The sequence below is a fragment of the Thiomonas sp. X19 genome (genome assembly GCF_900089495.1).
GTDB lineage: Bacteria > Pseudomonadota > Gammaproteobacteria > Burkholderiales > Burkholderiaceae_C > Thiomonas_A.
Window position 1 is genome coordinate 248,629 of record NZ_LT605203.1, and the last position, 18,499, is coordinate 267,127.

Annotated in this window: 12 protein-coding genes; 7 read left to right on the top strand and 5 right to left on the bottom strand. The window is 66.8% G+C overall.

The window, feature by feature from the left end; translation table 11 throughout:
• Positions 1-229: 229 nt before the first annotated feature.
• The 3 genes from THIX_RS01390 to THIX_RS01400 all read left to right on the top strand — a co-directional run bounded on the left by THIX_RS01390 (position 230) and on the right by THIX_RS01400 (position 2,025).
• Complete coding sequence (locus tag THIX_RS01390) at positions 230-625, top strand: hypothetical protein (protein WP_199195217.1); 396 nt, start codon at positions 230-232, stop codon at positions 623-625.
• A 44-nt stretch (positions 626-669) separates the two neighbouring features.
• Positions 670-1,710, top strand: coding sequence for a GGDEF domain-containing protein (locus tag THIX_RS01395; RefSeq protein WP_158540769.1), 1,041 nt, complete (start codon positions 670-672; stop codon positions 1,708-1,710).
• Positions 1,711-1,869: 159 nt separating this feature from the next.
• A complete protein-coding gene (locus tag THIX_RS01400) occupies positions 1,870-2,025 on the top strand; it encodes a DUF3096 domain-containing protein (RefSeq protein WP_112484538.1) in 156 nt (51 codons plus the stop codon).
• 65 nt (positions 2,026-2,090) lie between these two features.
• On the opposite strand, the gene THIX_RS01405 is transcribed toward THIX_RS01400, so the two are convergent.
• From THIX_RS01405 to THIX_RS01420, 4 genes are all read right to left on the bottom strand, one after another.
• Entirely contained in the window at positions 2,091-10,820 is an 8,730-nt protein-coding gene (locus tag THIX_RS01405) for a GH36-type glycosyl hydrolase domain-containing protein (protein ID WP_371412867.1), read from the bottom strand.
• Between the two features lie 139 nt (positions 10,821-10,959).
• Positions 10,960-11,739, bottom strand: a complete 780-nt coding sequence (locus tag THIX_RS01410; protein WP_112488052.1) for a slipin family protein — start codon at positions 11,737-11,739, stop codon at positions 10,960-10,962.
• Positions 11,740-11,995: 256 nt separating this feature from the next.
• On the bottom strand, positions 11,996-12,316 hold the full coding sequence (locus THIX_RS01415; RefSeq protein WP_112484539.1) for an ATPase with chaperone activity: 321 nt from the start codon (positions 12,314-12,316) through the stop codon (positions 11,996-11,998).
• Between the two features lie 37 nt (positions 12,317-12,353).
• Positions 12,354-13,535 (bottom strand): acyl-CoA dehydrogenase, encoded by a 1,182-nt coding sequence (locus tag THIX_RS01420; RefSeq protein ID WP_112484540.1) that lies wholly within the window; start codon positions 13,533-13,535, stop codon positions 12,354-12,356.
• A gap of 222 nt (positions 13,536-13,757) precedes the next feature.
• On the opposite strand from THIX_RS01420, the gene THIX_RS01425 reads away from it, so the two are divergent.
• The 4 genes from THIX_RS01425 to secF all read left to right on the top strand — a co-directional run bounded on the left by THIX_RS01425 (position 13,758) and on the right by secF (position 17,595).
• Entirely contained in the window at positions 13,758-14,147 is a 390-nt protein-coding gene (locus tag THIX_RS01425) for a DUF2784 domain-containing protein (protein WP_112484541.1), read from the top strand.
• A 74-nt stretch (positions 14,148-14,221) separates the two neighbouring features.
• Positions 14,222-14,554 (top strand): preprotein translocase subunit YajC, encoded by a 333-nt coding sequence (gene yajC / locus THIX_RS01430; protein WP_112484542.1) that lies wholly within the window; start codon positions 14,222-14,224, stop codon positions 14,552-14,554.
• Between the two features lie 101 nt (positions 14,555-14,655).
• Entirely contained in the window at positions 14,656-16,608 is a 1,953-nt protein-coding gene (gene secD, locus THIX_RS01435; protein ID WP_112484543.1) for a protein translocase subunit SecD, read from the top strand.
• Between the two features lie 33 nt (positions 16,609-16,641).
• Positions 16,642-17,595 carry a protein translocase subunit SecF gene (gene secF, locus THIX_RS01440; protein WP_112484544.1) on the top strand — a complete coding sequence of 318 codons (954 nt, stop codon included), beginning with the start codon at positions 16,642-16,644 and terminating at the stop codon, positions 17,593-17,595.
• Between the two features lie 82 nt (positions 17,596-17,677).
• Here secF and THIX_RS01445 read toward each other — a convergent pair whose 3' ends face one another.
• The gene (locus THIX_RS01445) at positions 17,678-18,469 is read right to left on the bottom strand and encodes a hypothetical protein (protein WP_112484545.1); all 792 of its coding nucleotides are present in this window, start codon (positions 18,467-18,469) and stop codon (positions 17,678-17,680) included.
• Positions 18,470-18,499: the final 30 nt, after the last annotated feature.

Here is an 18,499-nt window from a genome sequence, read left to right on the forward strand (position 1 = left end):
AATGTTCGCTAACGCACGGACACATCGCCCCCCGAATGACTAGGCTGAAATCCGTCGATGTTCAAACTTGCGGCGCCGCCTGGCCTCGTGGCCGTGAGCCAAGCTCAAGCCAGATCGCATGACGAGCCACCTCATGCAGGCCCCAAGGCCTGTGCGAAGTGCTCAAGCCTGGGATGTCACGACAACGCCCAGTTCCACCATCGCCCAGCACCTATCAGCCCGACATCCCATGGACAACTTCGCGCAATGCCAGCCTGCAGTGGCGCACTCCCCCAGTGCGATGCGCGATGGCGCCGATGCCGCATCGGCCGCGCAGTCCGTCATTTCGACCTGGGAAGACATCAACGCCGCGCTGCGCCCCATCCTGGGTCAACAGGGCGTCGCCGCCCTGTTCTCACGCAGCTTGCTGCTCACCAGCGCTGAATACCCCTGGTTGATGCGTGTGCAGGCCGACACGTTGACGCACCCGGACCTGGCCTTGCTGCAAACCGTGCTCCAGCAGCAAAACCGCGACAGTGCGGTCGCCGGAGGAGGGGCGCTGCTGCATACGTATTACGAGTTGCTGGACAGCCTGCTCGGGCCAGCGCTCACCGAGCGCCTGCTGGGCGCCGTGGTCGCCCACTGATGGCCGCCGTGCTGCGCCAAACCGCGCGTCGAGGCGAACACACCATGATGAATGCTCACGAAGACAGGTTCAACGACGGGCATGCCAACCCACTGATCGAGGCCAACCAGCAATTGGTCCTGGCGATGCTGCGCGCCCAGGGCGACCTGACGCTGGCCGTCAAGGCGCTGGACCTGGTGTCGCGCACCGCTGAGCGCGACACCCTCACCGAACTGCCCAACCGCACGCTGTTTCTCGGCCGGTTCATGCAGGCCATCACCCACGCCCATCGGAACGGCGGCCATATCGCGCTGTTGTTCCTGGATCTGGACCATTTCAAAATGATCAATGACACCCATGGCCATCTCGTGGGTGACAGGGTGCTGAAGCGAACCGCGAACTGCCTGGTCTCGGCGGTTCGCGAGGCCGACACGGTGAGTCGTCACGGTGGCGATGAATTCCTCATCCTGCTGACCGACATCACCCATGCGTCCGACGCTGCCGCGGCGGCCAGAAAAATCATTGCCGCACTGGCCCAGGCGGCCTTTCTCGGCGATGGCCTGCCGAATCTGACCGCCAGCATCGGCATCAGCGTCTATCCCGAAGACGGTGAAGACGCCGACACGCTCATCCACCGTGCCGACATGGCGATGTATCGCATCAAAAAGCAGATGCGAGGACATTTCGTCTTTCATGCCGACCCGGTTCTTGGAGTCACCAAGATGGATGCGCCAATGCCGCCCCCACCGCAGGTGCATCACAGCCACGCGCCTTGGGAGGACGCGGATCACGGCTTGCGCCACGAGCAGTTGCGCCTGGCCAACCAGCAGCTCGTGTCCGCCGCGTCCAGCGCCGAGCAGTTGCGCATCGCCACGGATCGGGCGCAGCGGCGCCAAACGGAATTCCTCACCACCCTGACGCAACGGCTTGGCGAGTCGCTGGCGCTCATCCGGGAGGCGGCCGCGATGTTGCATCCGTCCCAGCCCGAGCCCGAGCTGCCGGATCTCGCGCAGGTTCGCGCCATGCTCGAGCGGCGCCTTGACCATGCCAGCCAGTTGCTCGAGAATTTTCAGGATATGCAACGGCTCTATCCGAGAAAGCCCTGAATCCAACCCTGGCGTTTGCTTGGCTCGCCCTGCGCAAGCGCACGCCAAACCGGCGACGGCTCCACCGAACGACGTTCGCCAGCGCACAGACCGCAGCCGGACAGCGAGCTAACGTGCTGCGGACGCAAGTGCATTCCGCCACAGCGGCAAGGACTCACCATGAACCTTCACCTCAGCATTGGCCCGGTCGTCTCCCTGATTGCCGGTATCCTGATTCTCGCCATCCCACGGTTGTTGAACTACATCGTGGCCATCTACCTGATCGTCATCGGGCTCATCGGCATCTTCGGCGCCAGCGGCTTGTCGCTGCATTGAGCAGCCAGGCAGCAGGCCTGCTGCCTCGACGGCCCCTGTCTCGGCGGCCACTGCCTCTCGCAGCTTCAGTGCGCTTGACCGATGCCGGGCCGCAGACGAATCTCGACCCGGTGTTCCCGGCCATCTTCGAGCAGGGCGATGCCGGGCTCGGCTTGCACCTCGCCGTCGAGGACGATCCGTGCAGCAACTTCCGGCGTTCCCATCGTGGCTTCGGCCTGTGTGGCGCGGATGCGATAGAGCGCGTTGCCGTGACGGTAATCCAGCTCGAAGGAACGCCAGCCAGCGGGCATGACCGGGGCGATGCGCAGACGCTCGCCCTCGCGGCGCAGGCCGAGCAGCGACTCCACGATCAGCCGGTACATCCAGCCCGCCGAGCCGGTGTACCAGCTCCAGCCGCCACGGCCCACATGCGGCGGGGCGGCGTACACGTCGGCCGCCATCACATAGGGCTCGACCTTGTAGATGCCGATGTCGGCGGCGCTGCGGGCGTGGTTCACCGGGTTGATCATGCCGAGCAGTTCCCAGGCGCGGGCGCTGTCGCCCAGTTCGGCAAAGGCCATCGCCGCCCACACCGCGGCGTGCGTGTACTGGCCGCCGTTTTCGCGCACGCCGGGCACGTAGCCCTTGATGTAGCCGGGGTCGAGCGCGGAGACGTCGAACGGCGGGTCCAGCAATTGCACCAGCCCGGCGTCGCGCCGCACCAGGCGCTGGTCGAGCGCATCCATGGCCTGGCGCTGGCGGTCCGCGCCGGCGGCGCCGGACAGCACCGACCAGCTCTGCGCGATCGAGTCGATCTGGCATTCCGCGCCGCCGGCCGAACCCAGCGGCGTGCCGTCGTCGAAGTAGGCGCGCCGGTACCAGGCGCCGTCCCAGCCGTGCTGCTCGAGGCTGGCGCGCAGCGCGGCCGCCGCGGCCTCGCAGCGCGCGGCGAATGCGGGGTCGTCGCGCCCATGCGCCAGCGGGACGAAGCGCAGCAGCACCTCGTGCAGAAAGAAACCGAGCCAGACGCTTTCCCCACGGCCCTGGTCGCCGACCCGGTTCATGCCGTCGTTCCAGTCGCCCGTGCCCATCAGCGGCAAGCCGTGCGCGCCGCGCGGCATGCTGTGCTCGATGGCGCGCACGCAATGCTGGTAGAGGGTCTCGCGCCGTTCCGAGCGCGTCGGCCGGTCGTAATAGGCCTCTTCATCGGGGCCGACGCCGCGGCCTTCCAGGTAGTGTGCGGACTCGCCGAGCACGCTGTGGTCGCCGGTGATCTGCACGTAGCGGCTGGCGGCCAGCGGCAGCCACAGGTAATCGTCGGAGCAGCGCGTGCGCACGCCGCGGTCCAGCGGCGGATGCCACCAGTGCTGCACGTCGCCCTCGCTGAACTGGTGCGCCGCGCACAGCAGCAGGTGCTGGCGCACGACGTCGGGCTGGGCGTGGATCATGGCCATGGCGTCCTGCAGCTGGTCACGAAAACCGATGGCGCCGCCCGACTGGTAGTAGCCGCTGCGCGCCAGATAGCGGCAGGCGATCACCTGGTACATCAGCCAGCCGTTGACCAGGACGTCGACGGCCGGGTCGGGGGTGCGCACCTGCACCGCGCCCAGCGTGGTGCGCCAGTGTTTGCGCACGGCATCGAGCGTGACCGCCGCGGTGCCGAGGCCACGGCAGCGCTGCACCAGCTCGCTGGCCGCCTTGGCGTCGCCGGCCACGCCCAGGCGGAAGATGATTTCGCGCGCGTCGCCAGCGCCCAGATCGAAGGGGATTTGCATCGCCGCGCAAGGGTCCAGCCCGGCGCCGACCTGGCCCGACAGGCGCGCGTTCGCCATCGCTGCCGGGGCGCGCAGGCTGCCGTTGCGGCCAAGAAATTCGCTGCGGTCGCCGCTGACGCTGCGCGCCGGATTGTCGACATCGAAGAACGCCACGCGACCGGCGAATTCCGTGTTGTAGGCATTGCGCGCGAACAGCGCGCCGGTGACCGGATCGGACTCGGACACCACGTGCATGGCGGTCTTGTCGCGCAGGTCGCCGAGCACCCATTCGACATAGCCGGTGGCCGACAGTCGGCGCGCCCGCCCGGAGGCGTTGCGCACCTTCAGCACCGAGAACTTGACCGCCGCGTCCAGCGCCACGTAGACCCACAGCTCGGTGCCGATGCCGTCTTCGCTGTGCTCGAACACGCTGTAGCCGAAGCCGTGGCGGGTGCGGTAGGCGCCTTCGCCGCGACACGGCCAGGGCGTGGGCGACCAGCAGTGGCCGGTTTCCTCGTCGCGCAGGTACAGGGCTTCGCCGCTGGCGTCGGTGACCGGGTCGTTGTGCCAGGGCGTGAGGCGGAACTCGTGCGCGTTCTCGCCCCAGGTGTAGGCGCTGCCGCTCTCGGACACCACCGTGCCGAACTGGGCATTGGCCAGCACGTTCGCCCACGGCGCCGGCGTGGTCTGCCCGGCGGCCAGGGTGATCACATACTCGCGGCCATCGGCGCTGAAACCGCCGTAGGGATTGCCCAGCAGCAGGGTTTCGGCGGGTGCGTCCACGGGCGCGTCGCCCGGGCGCTTCGGCTCCGCCGGCCGCATGCGGGTCGCAACGAAAGCTTCGGGCTGCTTCTGCAGCCGCCGGCGCCCGACCTGCTCGGCCAGCGTGCCGCGAGCGTCGGTCAGCACCACGCGCGCGGCGGACTGCACCAGGATGCGGTCTTCGCCGGAGATCTGCTGCGCAGGTCGCACGAAGATGCCGCCGGGACGGTCGATCAGGCTGGCTTCGATACCGGACGCGATCAGCCCCATGATCAGATCCTGCAGCTGCTGGCGGTAGCCGGCGCGGTCCTCGTTCCAGATCACCAGATCCACCGCCAATCCCTTCAGGCGCCAGTAGGCATGCGCCTGCACCAGTTGCCGCACCAGCTCGATATTGGCCGGGTCGGCGATGTGCAGCAGCACGATCGGCAGGTCGCCGGAGATGGCCTGCCCCCACAGCCCGGACTGCCCGCGCCGGTTGGCGCGCAGGATGCCGGCCTCGGCGCGCAGCGAGGCGTGGGCGTAGAGCAGGCCCGCGGCCAGTTCCTCGTAGAGCTGCGCGTCCGCCTGGCTGGCGTTGAGCTGACGCAGCATCACCTGGCTGTGGGTCCAGGCCAGGTCGAACACGCGGTCGGCCAGGTGCCGGTCGCGGTATTTCTCGATCAGGTGCATGCAGGCCTCGCGGCTGTCGCCAACACCGGTGACCAGATCCACCAGCGCCGACTGCTCCGGATCGAGCGTGATGCGGCAGCGGATGGCGACGATCGGATCGAGCACCGAGCCTTCGCTGTTCGAGAGACTGCGGTGGCGTTGGCTGAAGCTCCCCATGGCCAGGGGGTCGGCCACGCTGCGACCGCGGCCGATGAAGCGGGCGCGATCGGTCTCGTACGAGATTTCGTCGATGTGGGCATCGTGCACCGCCAGCAGATGGCACATCCACGGCACCGGCTCGGTGCTGGAGCGCGGGCGCCGCGAGCAGACGATGGCCTGCAGCGGCCGCACCAGCTCGGCCTGCACGAACAGTTTGCTGAACGCCGGATGCAGCGCATCGGCCAGCGCCGGGGCCAGCACCACCTCGGCATAGCTGGTGATCTCGATGGTGCGCCGGGCGCGGCTGCGGTTGGTCACGCGCATGCGCCGCAGCTCGATGTCGTCTTCCGGCGACACCACGATTTCGGTGTGCGTGTCGAAGTCGTTCGCGCGCACGCGGAACTCGGCGCGGGCGTCGGAAAAAATCGCCTCGTAGGCCATGGGTTTCGCCGGCGCGGCTTGCGGCGTGGGCTGATGCGCGCCGGACCAGAACTCGCCACTGTCGGCATCGCGCAAATAACAGAACGTGCCCCAGTTGTCGCTGCTGATGTCTTCGCGCCAGCGCGTCACCGCCATGCCGCGGTAGCGGCTGTAGCCACCGCCCGCGCTGCTCACCATGACGTGGTAGCGGCCGTTCGACAGCAGTTGCACGGCGGGCCGCGCGCGGTCGGGGTCGGTGAGGATGCGCAGGCTGGTTTCGGCCGCGCGGGCCAGCGCCTGCGGCGCCAGCGCGGCGGAGGCATGGCGGTACTCGGCAGCGGTTTTGGGAACCCGCTCCTGCAGCAGCAGCAGGGTGGCGCGCAGGCTGGGGTCGGACTCGAAACGCCGCTGCATCGGCCGCTGCTGCAACAGATGGTCGAGCGCCAGCAGACTCATGCCCTGGTGATGCGCCATGAACGAACGCACCACCGCCGCGCTCTGCCCGCGCGGCAGGCGCGCCGGTGTGTAGTCCACCGCCTCGTAAAGCCCATAACGCCCTTCCACGCCGGCCGCGGCCAGCCGCTGCAGGTTGGCGCAGGCGGCGGCGGGCGCCACCATCAACGCCAGCGCGCAGGCATAGGGTGCCACCACCCGTTCTTCGTTCAGCCCGCGCTTGAGCCCCAGACCGGGCACGCCAAAGGCGCGGTACTGGTAATTGAAGTGCGTGTCCTGGGTGTTGTAGCCTGACTCGGAAACACCCCAGGGCAGGCCCAGTTGTTCGCCGTATTCGATTTGACGCGCCACCGCCGCGCGGCAGGTCTGGTCGAGCAGCGTGCCGGCGTAATTCGGCATCACCAGCATGGGCATGAGGTACTCGAACATCGAGCCGGACCACGACAGCAGCACCGGCTCGCCGCCGCTGGTGGTGAGCAGGCGGCCGAGCGCGAACCAGCTGTCCTGCGGCAATTGCTCCTGCGCGATGGCGACGAAATTGGTGAGCCGCGCTTCCGAGGCCAGCAGGTCGTAGAAGCCGGCGTCGAGCCGGCGCTCGTCGGCGTTGTAGCCAATGCACAGCAGGTCGCGCTCGGTGTCGTAGAGAAAGCCGTAGTCCATCTGCGCCAGCGCCCCGGCCTGCTGCGCCAGCTGCTCGATGGTCTGGATCAGCGCGGCGGCATGCCGCCGCGCGGCGTGGGCTGCGCCCGACGCATCGCCTCCGGCATCGCTGGCCTTGCCCGCCGGCGCGGACTGCACGCCGGCGCCCGCCAACTGGCGCAGCGTGGGAAATGCGTGCTGCCCGGTGTGTTCCGCCGGGGATGTCCACGCTGCGAACGGCTGCAGCGTGGCGCTGACATCGCGGCATTGCTCGCGCAGCGCCTGCAGCCAGAAGGCGGTATCGCTGGCTTGCTGGGCATCGGGCGATGCGGCGTCGAGCACGACGGCCTCGATGTCATCCAGCAGGCGCTGCAGGCAGGCGGCGGCGGCGGCCAGGGTCTGCGGCGGCTGGGCGCGCGCGCTGTCCAGTGCGCTGCGAAACGCATCCAGCGCGGCGGCATCGCCATGGCTGGCGCGCGTGGCCTCGCGCAGCAAGGCCAGGGTATCGTCCAGGCCGTGCAGCAGGCCTGCGTCGAACAGCGGCGCGTCGATCAGCGCCAGCAGCCCCGGGCGCAGGGTCAGCAAGTGGCCGGCCAGATTGCCGCTGTCCACGGTGGAGATGTAGCGCGGCGCCAATGGCTGCAGGTCGAGCGTGTCGTACCAGTTGTAGAAATGCCCGCGGTAGCGCGGCAGGCCCTGCATGGTTTGCAAGGCCTGGCCGGTGCGCTGCAGCAGCCGCCCGATGCCGAGGTAGCCGAAGTCATGGGCCGCCAGATTCGCCAGCAGCGCCAGCCCCATATTGGTGGGCGAGGTGCGGTGCGCGATGACCGGCGCGGGCTGCTCCTGGAAATTGTCGGGCGGCAGCCAGTGATCCTGCGCGCCGACATGGGCCTCGAAAAATGCCCAGGTCTTGCGCGCCAGCCGGCGCAGAAAGCGCCGCGCCTGCGGTGTCGGCGCGAACGCCACCGTGGTCAAGGGCTGGCTGATGCGCCAGGCGATGGCCGGCGACGCCAGCCACAGCAGTAGCAAGGGCGCGGCGACGAGCAGCGCGCCCGGCCGCTGCAACGCCAGCGCCAGTGCCGTCAGCAACGCCAGCGCCGGCCCCACCGCCATCGACTTGAACAGTCCGGCCAATGTGTCGCCGTTGCCGCGCTCGACCTCCTGGGACGGGTTCCATTGCAGCAGCCTGCGCCGCGTCACCGCCATGCGCCCCAGTGTGCGCAACACCGCGTCCACGCTGTACAGCGCCTCGTGCGGCAGCCACGCCAGCTTCAACAGCACTTGCGCAGCCTGCGCGCCGCCGCTGCGCAGCGCGGCGCGCAGATGCTGGCCAAGCAGCACGTCGCTCGGCTTCTGGAACAGGTCAAGCTGTACGGCCAGCAGCGGCGGCACGAACACCACGGCCAGCACCGCCACGGTCCATGCCGCCGCTTGCGCCATGGCGAACCAGCCGAGCAGCAGCAAGGCCAGCAGCGCGGCGGGCACCAGGCTGCGGCGCAGGTTGTCCAGGATTTTCCAGCGCGACAGCGCGGACAGCGGATTGCGCGCGCGCCTGCGTCCCGGCGTGCGCACCCACGGCAGCAGCCACGGCAGCAGCTGCCAGTCGCCGCGAATCCAGCGGTGGCGGCGGCTGACATCGGCGCTGTAGCGTGACGGATAGTCCTCGTACAACTGCACGTCGCTGATCAGGCCCGAGCGCGCGAAGCAGCCCTCCACCAGATCGTGGCTGAGGATGCTGTTCTCGGCGAAGCGGCCGCCGGTGGCCTGCTCGAAGGCATCGACGTCGTAAATGCCCTTGCCGATGAACGAGCCTTCGCCGAACAGATCCTGGTAGAGATCCGACACGGCGCGCGTGTAGGGGTCGATGCCGGCGTCGCTGCCGAACAGTTGCGCATAGACCGAGCGCGCCGCGCTGGGCAGGCTGATGCCGACGCGCGGCTGGAGAATGGCGTGGCCCGCGATGACACACTGCGTGACGGCGTCAACCACCGGGCGATTGAGCGGATGCGCCATGGCGCCGATGAACTGGCGCGCGGCATCGCGCGGCAACTGCGTGTCGGTATCCAGGGTGATGACGTACTTGACCTCGGACAACACCTCGGTGCGGCCGACGATCAGCAAAAAACGCGCAGGCCCGGCGCCGCGCAGCAAACCGTTGAGCTCGGCCAGCTTGCCACGCTTGCGCTCGTAACCCATCCACAACTTGTCGGCCGCGTTCCAGCGGCGTGGCCGGTGCAGCAGAAAAAAGCGGTCGGCCTGGTCATCGGGGTGGCTGGCATTGAGGGCATCGATGCGTTGCCTGGCCTGCAGCAACAGCGCCGCATCCGACTCCAGCACCTCGCTGGGCGCATCGGCGAAATCGGTGAGCAGCGCAAAGTGCAAGTGCGCATCGCGGTTGGCCAGGAATCGCACTTCCAGCGCATCCGCCAATGCGTCCACGTCCTGCGCGCGGGTCAGCATGGCCGGAATCACCACCAGCGTGCGGACCTGCGGCGGCAGGCCCTTGGAAAAATCCAGCCGCGGCAGCATGTGCGGCAGCACCACGATGGACACCAGCCAATTCACCAGACTGATGGCCAGCTGGCTGCTGATCAGGATCACCGGCACGGCAATCAGCGCCCATACCAACCCTTGCCAGCCCTGCCAGCCATGGCGCAGCACGGCCTGCAGCAGCGGCTGCGCCAGCAAGGCCAGCAGCACCACGATCGAACCCAGGTACAGGGTCAGTGGCGCGCGCTGCGCCAGTCGTTTGAGGGCGGTGACAGCCGTGTCGCGCGCGGCGACGCGCTGCTCCAGCGCCGCCAGACCCTGATCGACGAGGTAGTAGCCCACATGGCTTCGCACCGCCCGCTGTGCGGTGTCGTCTGCGGTGTCGTGTGCGAGGTCGCGTGCGGCACTGTGCGCGCTGCCGCCGGCCAAGTCGATGGCTGCGCGCGCCACCTCGCATTCGCTGCGGGTGCTGCGCCGCGCCAGACTTTCCACCACGTGGCGGTAGTGATCGCGCGTGACGAAATCCATCGCCGCATAAACCCCGGGCGGATCCTGCCGCAGCACCTGCTCGACGTGGCTCATGGACTCGACGAACATGCGCCAGTCCATGCTGGCGAGCATGCGCAGACTGCCGATGCTGTTGCCGATCGTCACCTGGTCGGCGGCCTGCTGCTGCGCCTCCAGTTGCACCAGTCGCTCGATGCCGAGGCCGGATTCGGACAGGGTCTGCTCGATCCAGGTCAGCGCCAGCGCCAGCGCCGGGCCTTGTCCTTGCAGCCGCCGCGTCAGTTCGGCAACGAACGAGCTGGTCATCGGCGGATTCGAGCGCGCCATGTCCGCCACCGCGAGCACCACGCTCTTGGGATCGCTCTCGGCAATCATGGTCATGCGGTCGGCCCAAAGCCCCGCGAGGTTGCGATCGTTCCATGCCTCCATGACACGCACGGCGACGCGGCGCAGGTTCTCGATCAGGCCCAGCCGCAGCATGATCGGAATCGCCCACAACTCGCCCAGCTTGAGCGGCGTCACCGTCTGGTACGCCGCCACGAAGCGGCGCAGGCTCTCGCCGTCCACGCGGGCATCGCCGTGGGTGATGGTTTCCAGGGCGATGTCATAGACCCGTGGCAACTTGGCCGACGGGCCGTCGAGCAGTCGCGGCAGCTCGCGGCTGTAGCCCTTGGGCAAGTCGCGCTGCGCCGTGCGAATCTGCTCCTCGATCAGGTAATCGTTGTCGAGCAGCCATTCCGCCGCCGGCGTGATGCGGTGGCCCGCACCGACGGCCTGCGTCAGCCTCTCGCTGGCCTGCGCCAGCATGGCTTCGTTATCGGCCAAGCGCGCCAGCAGGGCATTGGCCAACGTTCGTTCCGACGCGCGGTGCCTGTTGGCCAGCACCACGCCGTAATGCTCCATCTGGTCGGCGCTCAGCAACTCCGAGCGCAGCGCGGGTTCGGCCACCAGGGCGGGGCGCGAAACATCGAGGCGCAACAATTTTTTTCGCACCCCGCCCCAGCTACGACGAGCGGCGCCACCGCGCTTCAAAGCAGGTTCTCCTTCTCGGTCGTGACGGGTGATTCGGCGGGTGGGAACGCCCCAGCGCAACGCACGAACCCGGGCCTGGCGTTGCGGCTCAATGGGTGTCGGCCACTTTTTCGATGATCTGCAAAATCGGTTTGATCAGATCGATGGGCATGGGAAAGATGACGGTGGAATTTTTTTCCGTGCCGATCTCGGAAAGCGTTTGCAGATAGCGCAACTGCATGCCACCAAGCGCGGAGGCCAGGATGGCCGCCGCGTTGACCAGCGTCTGCGCCGCCTGAAATTCGGCGTCGGCATGAATCACCTTGGCGCGGCGGTCGCGCTCGGCCTCGGCCTGCTTGGCAATGGCCCGCACCATGTCTTCCGTGAGTTCGATATTGCGGATTTCGACGACGCTGACCTTGATCCCCCAGGCCTCGGTCTGGGCTTCCAGGATGGCCTGGATGTCGGCATTGATCTTGCTGCGTTCGGACAGCATTTCATCCAGATCGTGCTTGCCCAGAACCGCACGCAAGGTGGTCTGCGCGAGCTTGCTGGTCGCGGAGAAAAAATCCGCCACCTGGATGAAGGCCTTTTCCGGATCGACGATCCGGAAATACAGCACCGCATCGACTTTGACGGAGACGTTGTCATGCGAGATCACGTCCTGCGATGGCACCTCGTGCACCACGGTGCGCAAATCCATGCGGGCCATGCGCTGGAGTATGGGAATCACGATGATGAGCCCAGGCCCCTTGACCTTGAGGAAACGTCCGAGTTGGAAAACGACCGCCCGCTGATACTCGTAGATGATTTTGAGGGATGAGGCCAAAAACAGGCCGATCACGACCAGTACGAGAAAAAACGGGGAAAGAATGTGCAGGTTGGGCATGGATTCGATGAGGCTCAGCAAGTCGCGCAACTCGCGGGTGCGACGCACAACGGTCCTGCCCGAACGCTTGCAATGGCGCGGCCTGACGTGCAGCGCACGCACCCGAGTTGTGCCGGGTTTCTAATATAGATCAAACCTCGGCGCAGCTCCGTGCGTTTGCGTACATAAGGACGAATGGCACCGGGATGTGTTGCGCTCTTGGACTTGTCACGCTCCCCCGTTGGCAGTTGCAGGCCGCTGCTGCGCGCAGGCCGGGTCACGCATCGCGTGCTGCGAGCGTCATCGGCCAGTGCAGCAGCTCCGCCAGCCGGGTCAGCACCCACTGCGCTTCCTGCGCACTGACCCCCGAGCCATCCGCCAGCAAGCCGCGGTGGATGCGCACCAGCACATCGCCCTCGGTCACGTGCAGGCTGGCTTTGATGTCGGCGGCGTGCTCGGTCAGCATCGTCGCCAGGTCTTCGCAAAACTCGTAACGCTGGCTGATCTGCTCGCGCGTCGCGTTGGGCTTGCTGCGGTTCGGCGCCAGATAAAGCGCGATGAACGAGGGCGGGATCTGGATTTGGGATGCGTCGGTCATGGTTGCGCAAGCCCCGGCTGTGACGGACGACGTTCCATCAAAACGCCGCAATCCCCGTGATGGCGCGGCCCAGGATGAGCGCATGCACGTCGTGCGTGCCTTCGTAGGTGTTCACCACTTCCAGGTTGACCAGATGGCGGGCGACGCCGAACTCGTCGGAGATGCCGTTGCCGCCCAGCATGTCGCGCGCGGTGCGGGCGATGTCGAGCGCCTTGCCGCAACTGTTGCGCTTCATGATGGAGGTGAGTTCCACGGCGGCGCTGCCGTCCTCTTTCATCCGCCCCAGCCGCAAGCAGCCTTGCAGGCCGAGGCTGATTTCGGTCAGCATGTCGGCCAGCTTTTTCTGGATGAGCTGGTTGGCGGCCAGCGGACGGCCGAACTGCTGGCGGTCGAGCACGTACCGCCGTGCGCGGCGGTAGCAGTCTTCGGCGGCGCCCAGTGCGCCCCAGGCAATGCCGAAACGTGCGCTGTCGAGGCAGGTGAACGGGCCTTTGAGCCCGCGCACATGCGGGAAGGCGTTCTCCTCGGGGCAGAACACCTCGTCCATCACGATCTCGCCGGTGATCGAGGCGCGCAGCCCCACCTTGCCGTGAATGGCGGGAGCCGAAAGGCCCTTGGCGCCCTTGTCGAGGATGAAGCCGCGAATCTCGCCGGCGTCGTCTTTCGCCCAGACCACGAACACGTCGGCGATCGGGCTGTTGCTGATCCACATTTTGCCGCCGTTCAGCGCGTGGCCGCCGGGCACTTGGCGCGCCCGCGTGGTCATGCCGCCGGGGTCGGAGCCGTGGTTGGGTTCGGTCAGGCCGAAGCAGCCGATCCATTCGCCGGTGGCGAGTTTGGGCAGGTACTTCTGTTTCTGCGCTTCGGTGCCGAAGACGTGGATGGGCACCATCACCAGCGAGCTTTGCACGCTCATCATGGAGCGGTAGCCGGAATCCACCCGCTCGACTTCGCGGGCAATCAGACCGTAGGCGACAGCGTTCAGGCCGGCGCCGCCGTACTCCTCGGGAATGGTGGGGCCGAGCAGGCCGAGCGCGCCCATCTCGCGGAAGATGGCCGGGTCGGTGGTCTCGTGGCGGAACGCGTCTTGCACCCGCGGCGCGAGTCGGCCCTGGCAGTAGGCATGGGCCGCGTCGCGCACGGCGCGCTCGTCGGCACTGAGCTGGGCGTCGAGTTGCAGCGGGTCGTCCCAGTGGAAGACGGGTTTGGAAGAAGACATGCGGGAAGCTCCGATGTTGAACTGGCTCGACCGCCATGGCCGCGTTGGCCACATTGGCCGCGATATGCGCATGGGCACTTGGGCACGGTCTTCGCTGGGTCTTGTTCCTGCCAGCAACTGGCTGGCATGGGCGGCGGCAACCTTACGGTGTGAAACGAGTCTACGGGATGAAGACTGGGAGAATGCCTGGCATCCACGCACGCTAACACGGGAAAAACGGTCATGCTTGCGCAATTCCTTGCCGATCTGGTGGTCTTGGTCCACGCGCTGTTCGTGCTCTGGGTCGTGCTGGGGGGGTTGCTGGTGCTGCGCCGGCCGCGACTGGCCTGGCTGCATCTGCCGGCGCTGGCCTGGGGCGTGCTGGTCGAATGGGCCGGGCTGATGTGCCCGCTGACCGTTCTGCAGAATGCCTTGTTGCACCAGGCGCACCAGGCCGGCTACTCGGGCGGATTCATCACACATTACCTGCTGGCCGCGCTCTATCCCGACGGGCTGACGCGCCCGATCCAGTGGGCGCTGGGGGCCGGCCTGTTCGCGCTGAATGGGATCGTCTACGCCATTCTCGCGCGCCGCCTCGGGCGCCTTGCCCCGGTCGGGCCGGACCAGGACTGAGATTTGCGACAATGCGGGCTTGCGCCAAGCCGTGCGCAAGCCATTTCAACGCCTGTTCTTGAACGGATAGCCCCATGAATCTGATTTCCATCGCGCATGCCCAAAGCGCTGCGCCGCAATCTGGTGCCGAATCCACGCTGGTGAGCCTGCTGCCCATCGTGGTGATGTTCGTCATCCTCTACTTCGTCATGATCCGCCCGCAGATGAAGCGCCAGAAAGAAACCCGGGCGATGATCAACGCGCTGACCAAGGGCGACGAAGTCGTGACCACCGGCGGCCTGGTCGGCCGCGTCACCAAGGTGGGCGACAACTACATCCAGCTCGAAGTGGCCGACAAGCTTGAAGTGCAGCTGCAGCGCTCGGCCGTGAGCATGGTGCTGCCCAAGGGGACGATCAAGGCCGTCTGAAGCCACGGCCACCAGCCGCACGCATTTGCACCGCCAGCGCCCCGCGCGCTGCAAGCCCACGCAGAGGCCGCCACGCCTGGCCTCTGCCGTCCGAGCCCATCATGAACCGTTACCCGCTGTGGAAGTACCTCATCATGGCCGCCGTGCTGGTGGTGGGGTTCGTCTATGCCCTGCCCAATTTCTACGGCGAAGCGCCGGCCGTGCAAATCACCTCGGCGCATGCCGGGCGCGACCTGCCGAACGCCGCCCTGCTGAACCAGGGCGAGCAGGCCCTGAAGGCCGCCAGCATCACGCCGCTGCGCAGCTTCATCAGCGGCTCGACGCTGAATTACAGCTTCGCCAAGACCGAGGTGCAGCTGCGGGCGCGCGACATCCTGGCGCATGCGCTCAATCCGAACCGCGACAACCCGAGCTATATCGTCGCCGTCAATCTGCTGAGCTTGTCGCCGGCCTGGCTCAGCGCCCTGCATGCCAACCCCATGTATCTGGGGTTGGACTTGCGCGGCGGCGTGCATTTCCTGCTGCAGGTGGACATGCAGGCGGCCATCCAGAAAAAGCTCGATTCCATCGCCGGCGAGCTGAAAACCGCGCTGCGCCACAAGGACGTGCGCTACAGCGAACTCAAGCGCGTGGGCGACACCGTGCAGCTCGACTTCCGCGACCCGGAGATGTTCACCGCCGCGCAGCCGGTGCTGAAAGACATCGTCGGTGACGCGCTCGTCACCAGCACCCCGGCGGCATCGGGCGGCAGCATCAGCATCAAGCTCAGTCCGCAGACCATCCGGCAGACCGAGGATTACGCGATCAAGCAGAACATCCAGACTCTGCACAACCGCATCAACGAGCTGGGCGTGGCCGAACCGGTGATTCAGCAGCAGGGCGCCGACCGCGTGGTGGTGGAGCTCCCCGGCATTCAGGACACGGCCCGCGCCAAGGACATTCTCGGCCGCACCGCCTCGCTGGAAGTGCGCATGGTGGACGACAGCCCCGTGGCGCAGGCCGCGCTGACGAGCAACGGCCCACCGCCCCCCGGCGACCAGAAGCTGTACGACCGTTCCGGCAATGCGCTGATGGTGAACAAGGACGTGCTGCTGACGGGTGAAAACCTGACCGACGCGCAGACCGGCTTCGACCCGCAGAACAACGACCCGGCGGTGTTTCTCACGCTGGACTCGCGCGGCTCGCGCATCTTCCGCGACGTCACCCGCGCCAACGTCGGCAAGCGCATCGCCATGGTGCTGATCGACCGCCACAGCGCCCAGGTCGTCACCGCGCCGGTGGTGCGCGGCGAGATTGCCGGCGGCCGGGTGCAGATCTCGGGCAACATGACCGTGCCCGAAGCCAACGACATCGCCCTGCTGCTGCGCGCAGGCGCCTTGGCGGCGCCGATGCAGATCATTGAGGAGCGCACCATCGGCCCGAGCCTCGGCCAGCAGAACATCCTGCAGGGCTTCCACTCGGTCACCTGGGGTTTCGTGGCCATCGTCGTCTTCATGTGCGTGTACTACATGCTGTTCGGCGTGATCTCGTCCATCGGTCTGGCGGTCAACCTCATGCTGCTGGTCGCGCTGCTGTCCATGCTGCAGGCCACGCTCACGCTGCCAGGCATCGCCGCCATGGCCCTGGCGCTGGGCATGGCCATCGACTCCAACGTGCTGATCAACGAACGCATTCGCGAAGAGCTGCGCAATGGCGCAAGCCCCCAGGCCGCCATCGCCACCGGCTACGAGCGCGCCTGGGCGACGATTCTCGACTCCAACGTCACCACCCTGATCGCCGGCCTCGCCCTGCTCATTTTCGGCTCGGGCGCGGTGCGCGGCTTCGCCGTGGTGCACGTGCTGGGCATTCTCACCTCCATGTTCTCGGCGGTGTTCTTCTCGCGCGGCCTGGTGAACTTCTGGTACGGGCGCAAACGCCGCTTGCAGTCGCTGTCCATCGGCCAGATCTGGAAGCCGGAGGCCGCGACCACGGCCGTCGCTGCCACCGGCCGCCCGGCCAAGCCCGCCGCCGGGTCCGGCAACAAGCAGCCGGCCAAACAACCGGCCAAGCGCTGAGCGCCTGAACGCCATCCCCAATCGGAGACTCTGATGGAATTTTTCCGCATCCGGCGCGACATCCCTTTCATGCGCTATGCGCCGGTGTTCAACATCGTCTCGGCGCTGATGTTCGTCGCCGCCGTGTTCTTCCTGGTCTCGCGCGGCCTGCACCTGTCCATCGAGTTCACCGGCGGCACCGTGATGGAAGTGGGCTACCCGCAGGCGGCCAATCTCGACTCCATTCGCGGCACGGTCTCCAAGATGGGCTATGGCGACGTGCAGGTCCAGACCTTCGGCACCGCGCAGGACGTGGTCATCCGCCTGCCGCTGCGCGAGGGCGAGTCCAGCGCGCAACAAAGCGACAAGGTGCTGGCCGCGCTCAAGACCGCCGACCCGCAGGTGCAGATGCGGCGCACCGAATTCGTCGGCCCGCAGGTGGGATCCGAACTCGCCACCGACGGCTTGAAGGCGCTGGCCTTCGTCATCGTCGGCATCATGCTGTACCTGGCGTTCCGCTTCGAGTGGAAGTTCTCCATCGCCGCCATCGTCGCCAATCTGCACGACGTCATCATCGTGCTCGGCTTTTTCGCGCTGTTCCAGTGGGAGTTCTCACTGCCGGTGCTGGCGGCGGTGCTGGCCGTGCTCGGCTATTCGGTCAACGAGTCGGTGGTGATCTTCGACCGGGTGCGCGAGAACTTCCGCAAGTACCGCAAATACACCACGGTGCAGGTGATCGACAGCGCCATCACCAACACCACCAGCCGCACCATCATCACCCACGGCTCGACCCTGGCGATGGCGTTCTCCATGTTCTTCTTCGGCGGCCCGGCGCTGCACTTCTTCGCCCTGGCACTGATCATCGGCATTTCGATGAGCATCTACAGCTCGGTGTTCGTCGCCGCCGCCATCGCCATGTGGCTGGGGGTGAAACGCGACGACATGCTCAAGTCCGGCCCTGGCCGCCCCAAGAACCCGAACGACCCGAATGCGGGAGCTGTGGTGTAGGCGGACACGGGGCCATGACCTGCATGAAAAAGCCGCCTGATGGCGGCTTTTTCATGGCTGGGAACAAAATCCAGACCTGGTTTCAGTTGAATGTGAACGTCAGCGCCGTGCCGTTGATGGCGTTGTAGGCGGCGGTGTAGTCGCTGGCAACAGGCGAAGCCGTGAGGTTCCAGGTCAGCAGATTGTTGGCATTCGGGTCGTCGGTCGAAGCCGGCGCAACCGCCAGGTATTCCTGCACGCCCTTGAGCGCCAGGTCATAGGCATCACCGGATGCCGGCATGGCATTGATGTTGAGGCCACCCAGTTGAAACTCGCTGGCCACCTTGGCCGAGGCCGCAGCGTAGTTGGCCATCGTCAGGCCGCTGTTGGGGGTGATCATGGCCGTGGCCACGGTGGTCAGCGGGGTCACCACGGCATTCACCGTGCCGCCGCCGCCGATTTGGACCATGGCCTGGAGGCTGGCGTTGGTGCTGGCGAGATTGGCCAGGGAGGTCGCAGCTCCGTTCGCCACATTGGTGTAGCTGCCGCCCGCGACCTGGATGAGAACCGGGCCATAGTAGCTCGTCAGATTGGCCGAAAACGTGCCATTGGCAGCGATGGGAATATTGCACGTATTGAACGAGGTCAGGTTTGTTCCCCGGTTGGCTGGAGGAGAAACCGCCGTGTTGATCGGATTACCCTGGCCGTTGGTCACCGCGTATAAACACACGGTACCCGCGCCATTGCTGTTAACAGGCTGCCCCGCGCCCATCAACACCGTACCGTTGAGGATGGAACCCTGGTACTGGGTACTGGCGCCGCCGCCACATGCGGCGAGCAGCAGGGTCAAGGGGAGCACGGCACCCAGGGCGGCGCGGCTGTGATTCCAGGACATGGGGGTTTCTCCAGGGGAAGGCGAAGGGTG

Coding starts and splice junctions, on each gene's coding strand:
- THIX_RS01420 (WP_112484540.1), bottom strand. CDS start 13,535: ATGTCTTCTTCCAAACCCGTCTTCCACTGGGACGACCCGCTGCAACTC.
- THIX_RS01390 (WP_199195217.1), top strand. CDS start 230: ATGGACAACTTCGCGCAATGCCAGCCTGCAGTGGCGCACTCCCCCAGT.
- THIX_RS01410 (WP_112488052.1), bottom strand. CDS start 11,739: ATGCCCAACCTGCACATTCTTTCCCCGTTTTTTCTCGTACTGGTCGTG.
- THIX_RS01415 (WP_112484539.1), bottom strand. CDS start 12,316: ATGACCGACGCATCCCAAATCCAGATCCCGCCCTCGTTCATCGCGCTT.
- THIX_RS01395 (WP_158540769.1), top strand. CDS start 670: ATGATGAATGCTCACGAAGACAGGTTCAACGACGGGCATGCCAACCCA.
- THIX_RS01445 (WP_112484545.1), bottom strand. CDS start 18,469: ATGTCCTGGAATCACAGCCGCGCCGCCCTGGGTGCCGTGCTCCCCTTG.
- THIX_RS01425 (WP_112484541.1), top strand. CDS start 13,758: ATGCTTGCGCAATTCCTTGCCGATCTGGTGGTCTTGGTCCACGCGCTG.
- yajC (WP_112484542.1), top strand. CDS start 14,222: ATGAATCTGATTTCCATCGCGCATGCCCAAAGCGCTGCGCCGCAATCT.
- THIX_RS01400 (WP_112484538.1), top strand. CDS start 1,870: ATGAACCTTCACCTCAGCATTGGCCCGGTCGTCTCCCTGATTGCCGGT.
- secD (WP_112484543.1), top strand. CDS start 14,656: ATGAACCGTTACCCGCTGTGGAAGTACCTCATCATGGCCGCCGTGCTG.
- secF (WP_112484544.1), top strand. CDS start 16,642: ATGGAATTTTTCCGCATCCGGCGCGACATCCCTTTCATGCGCTATGCG.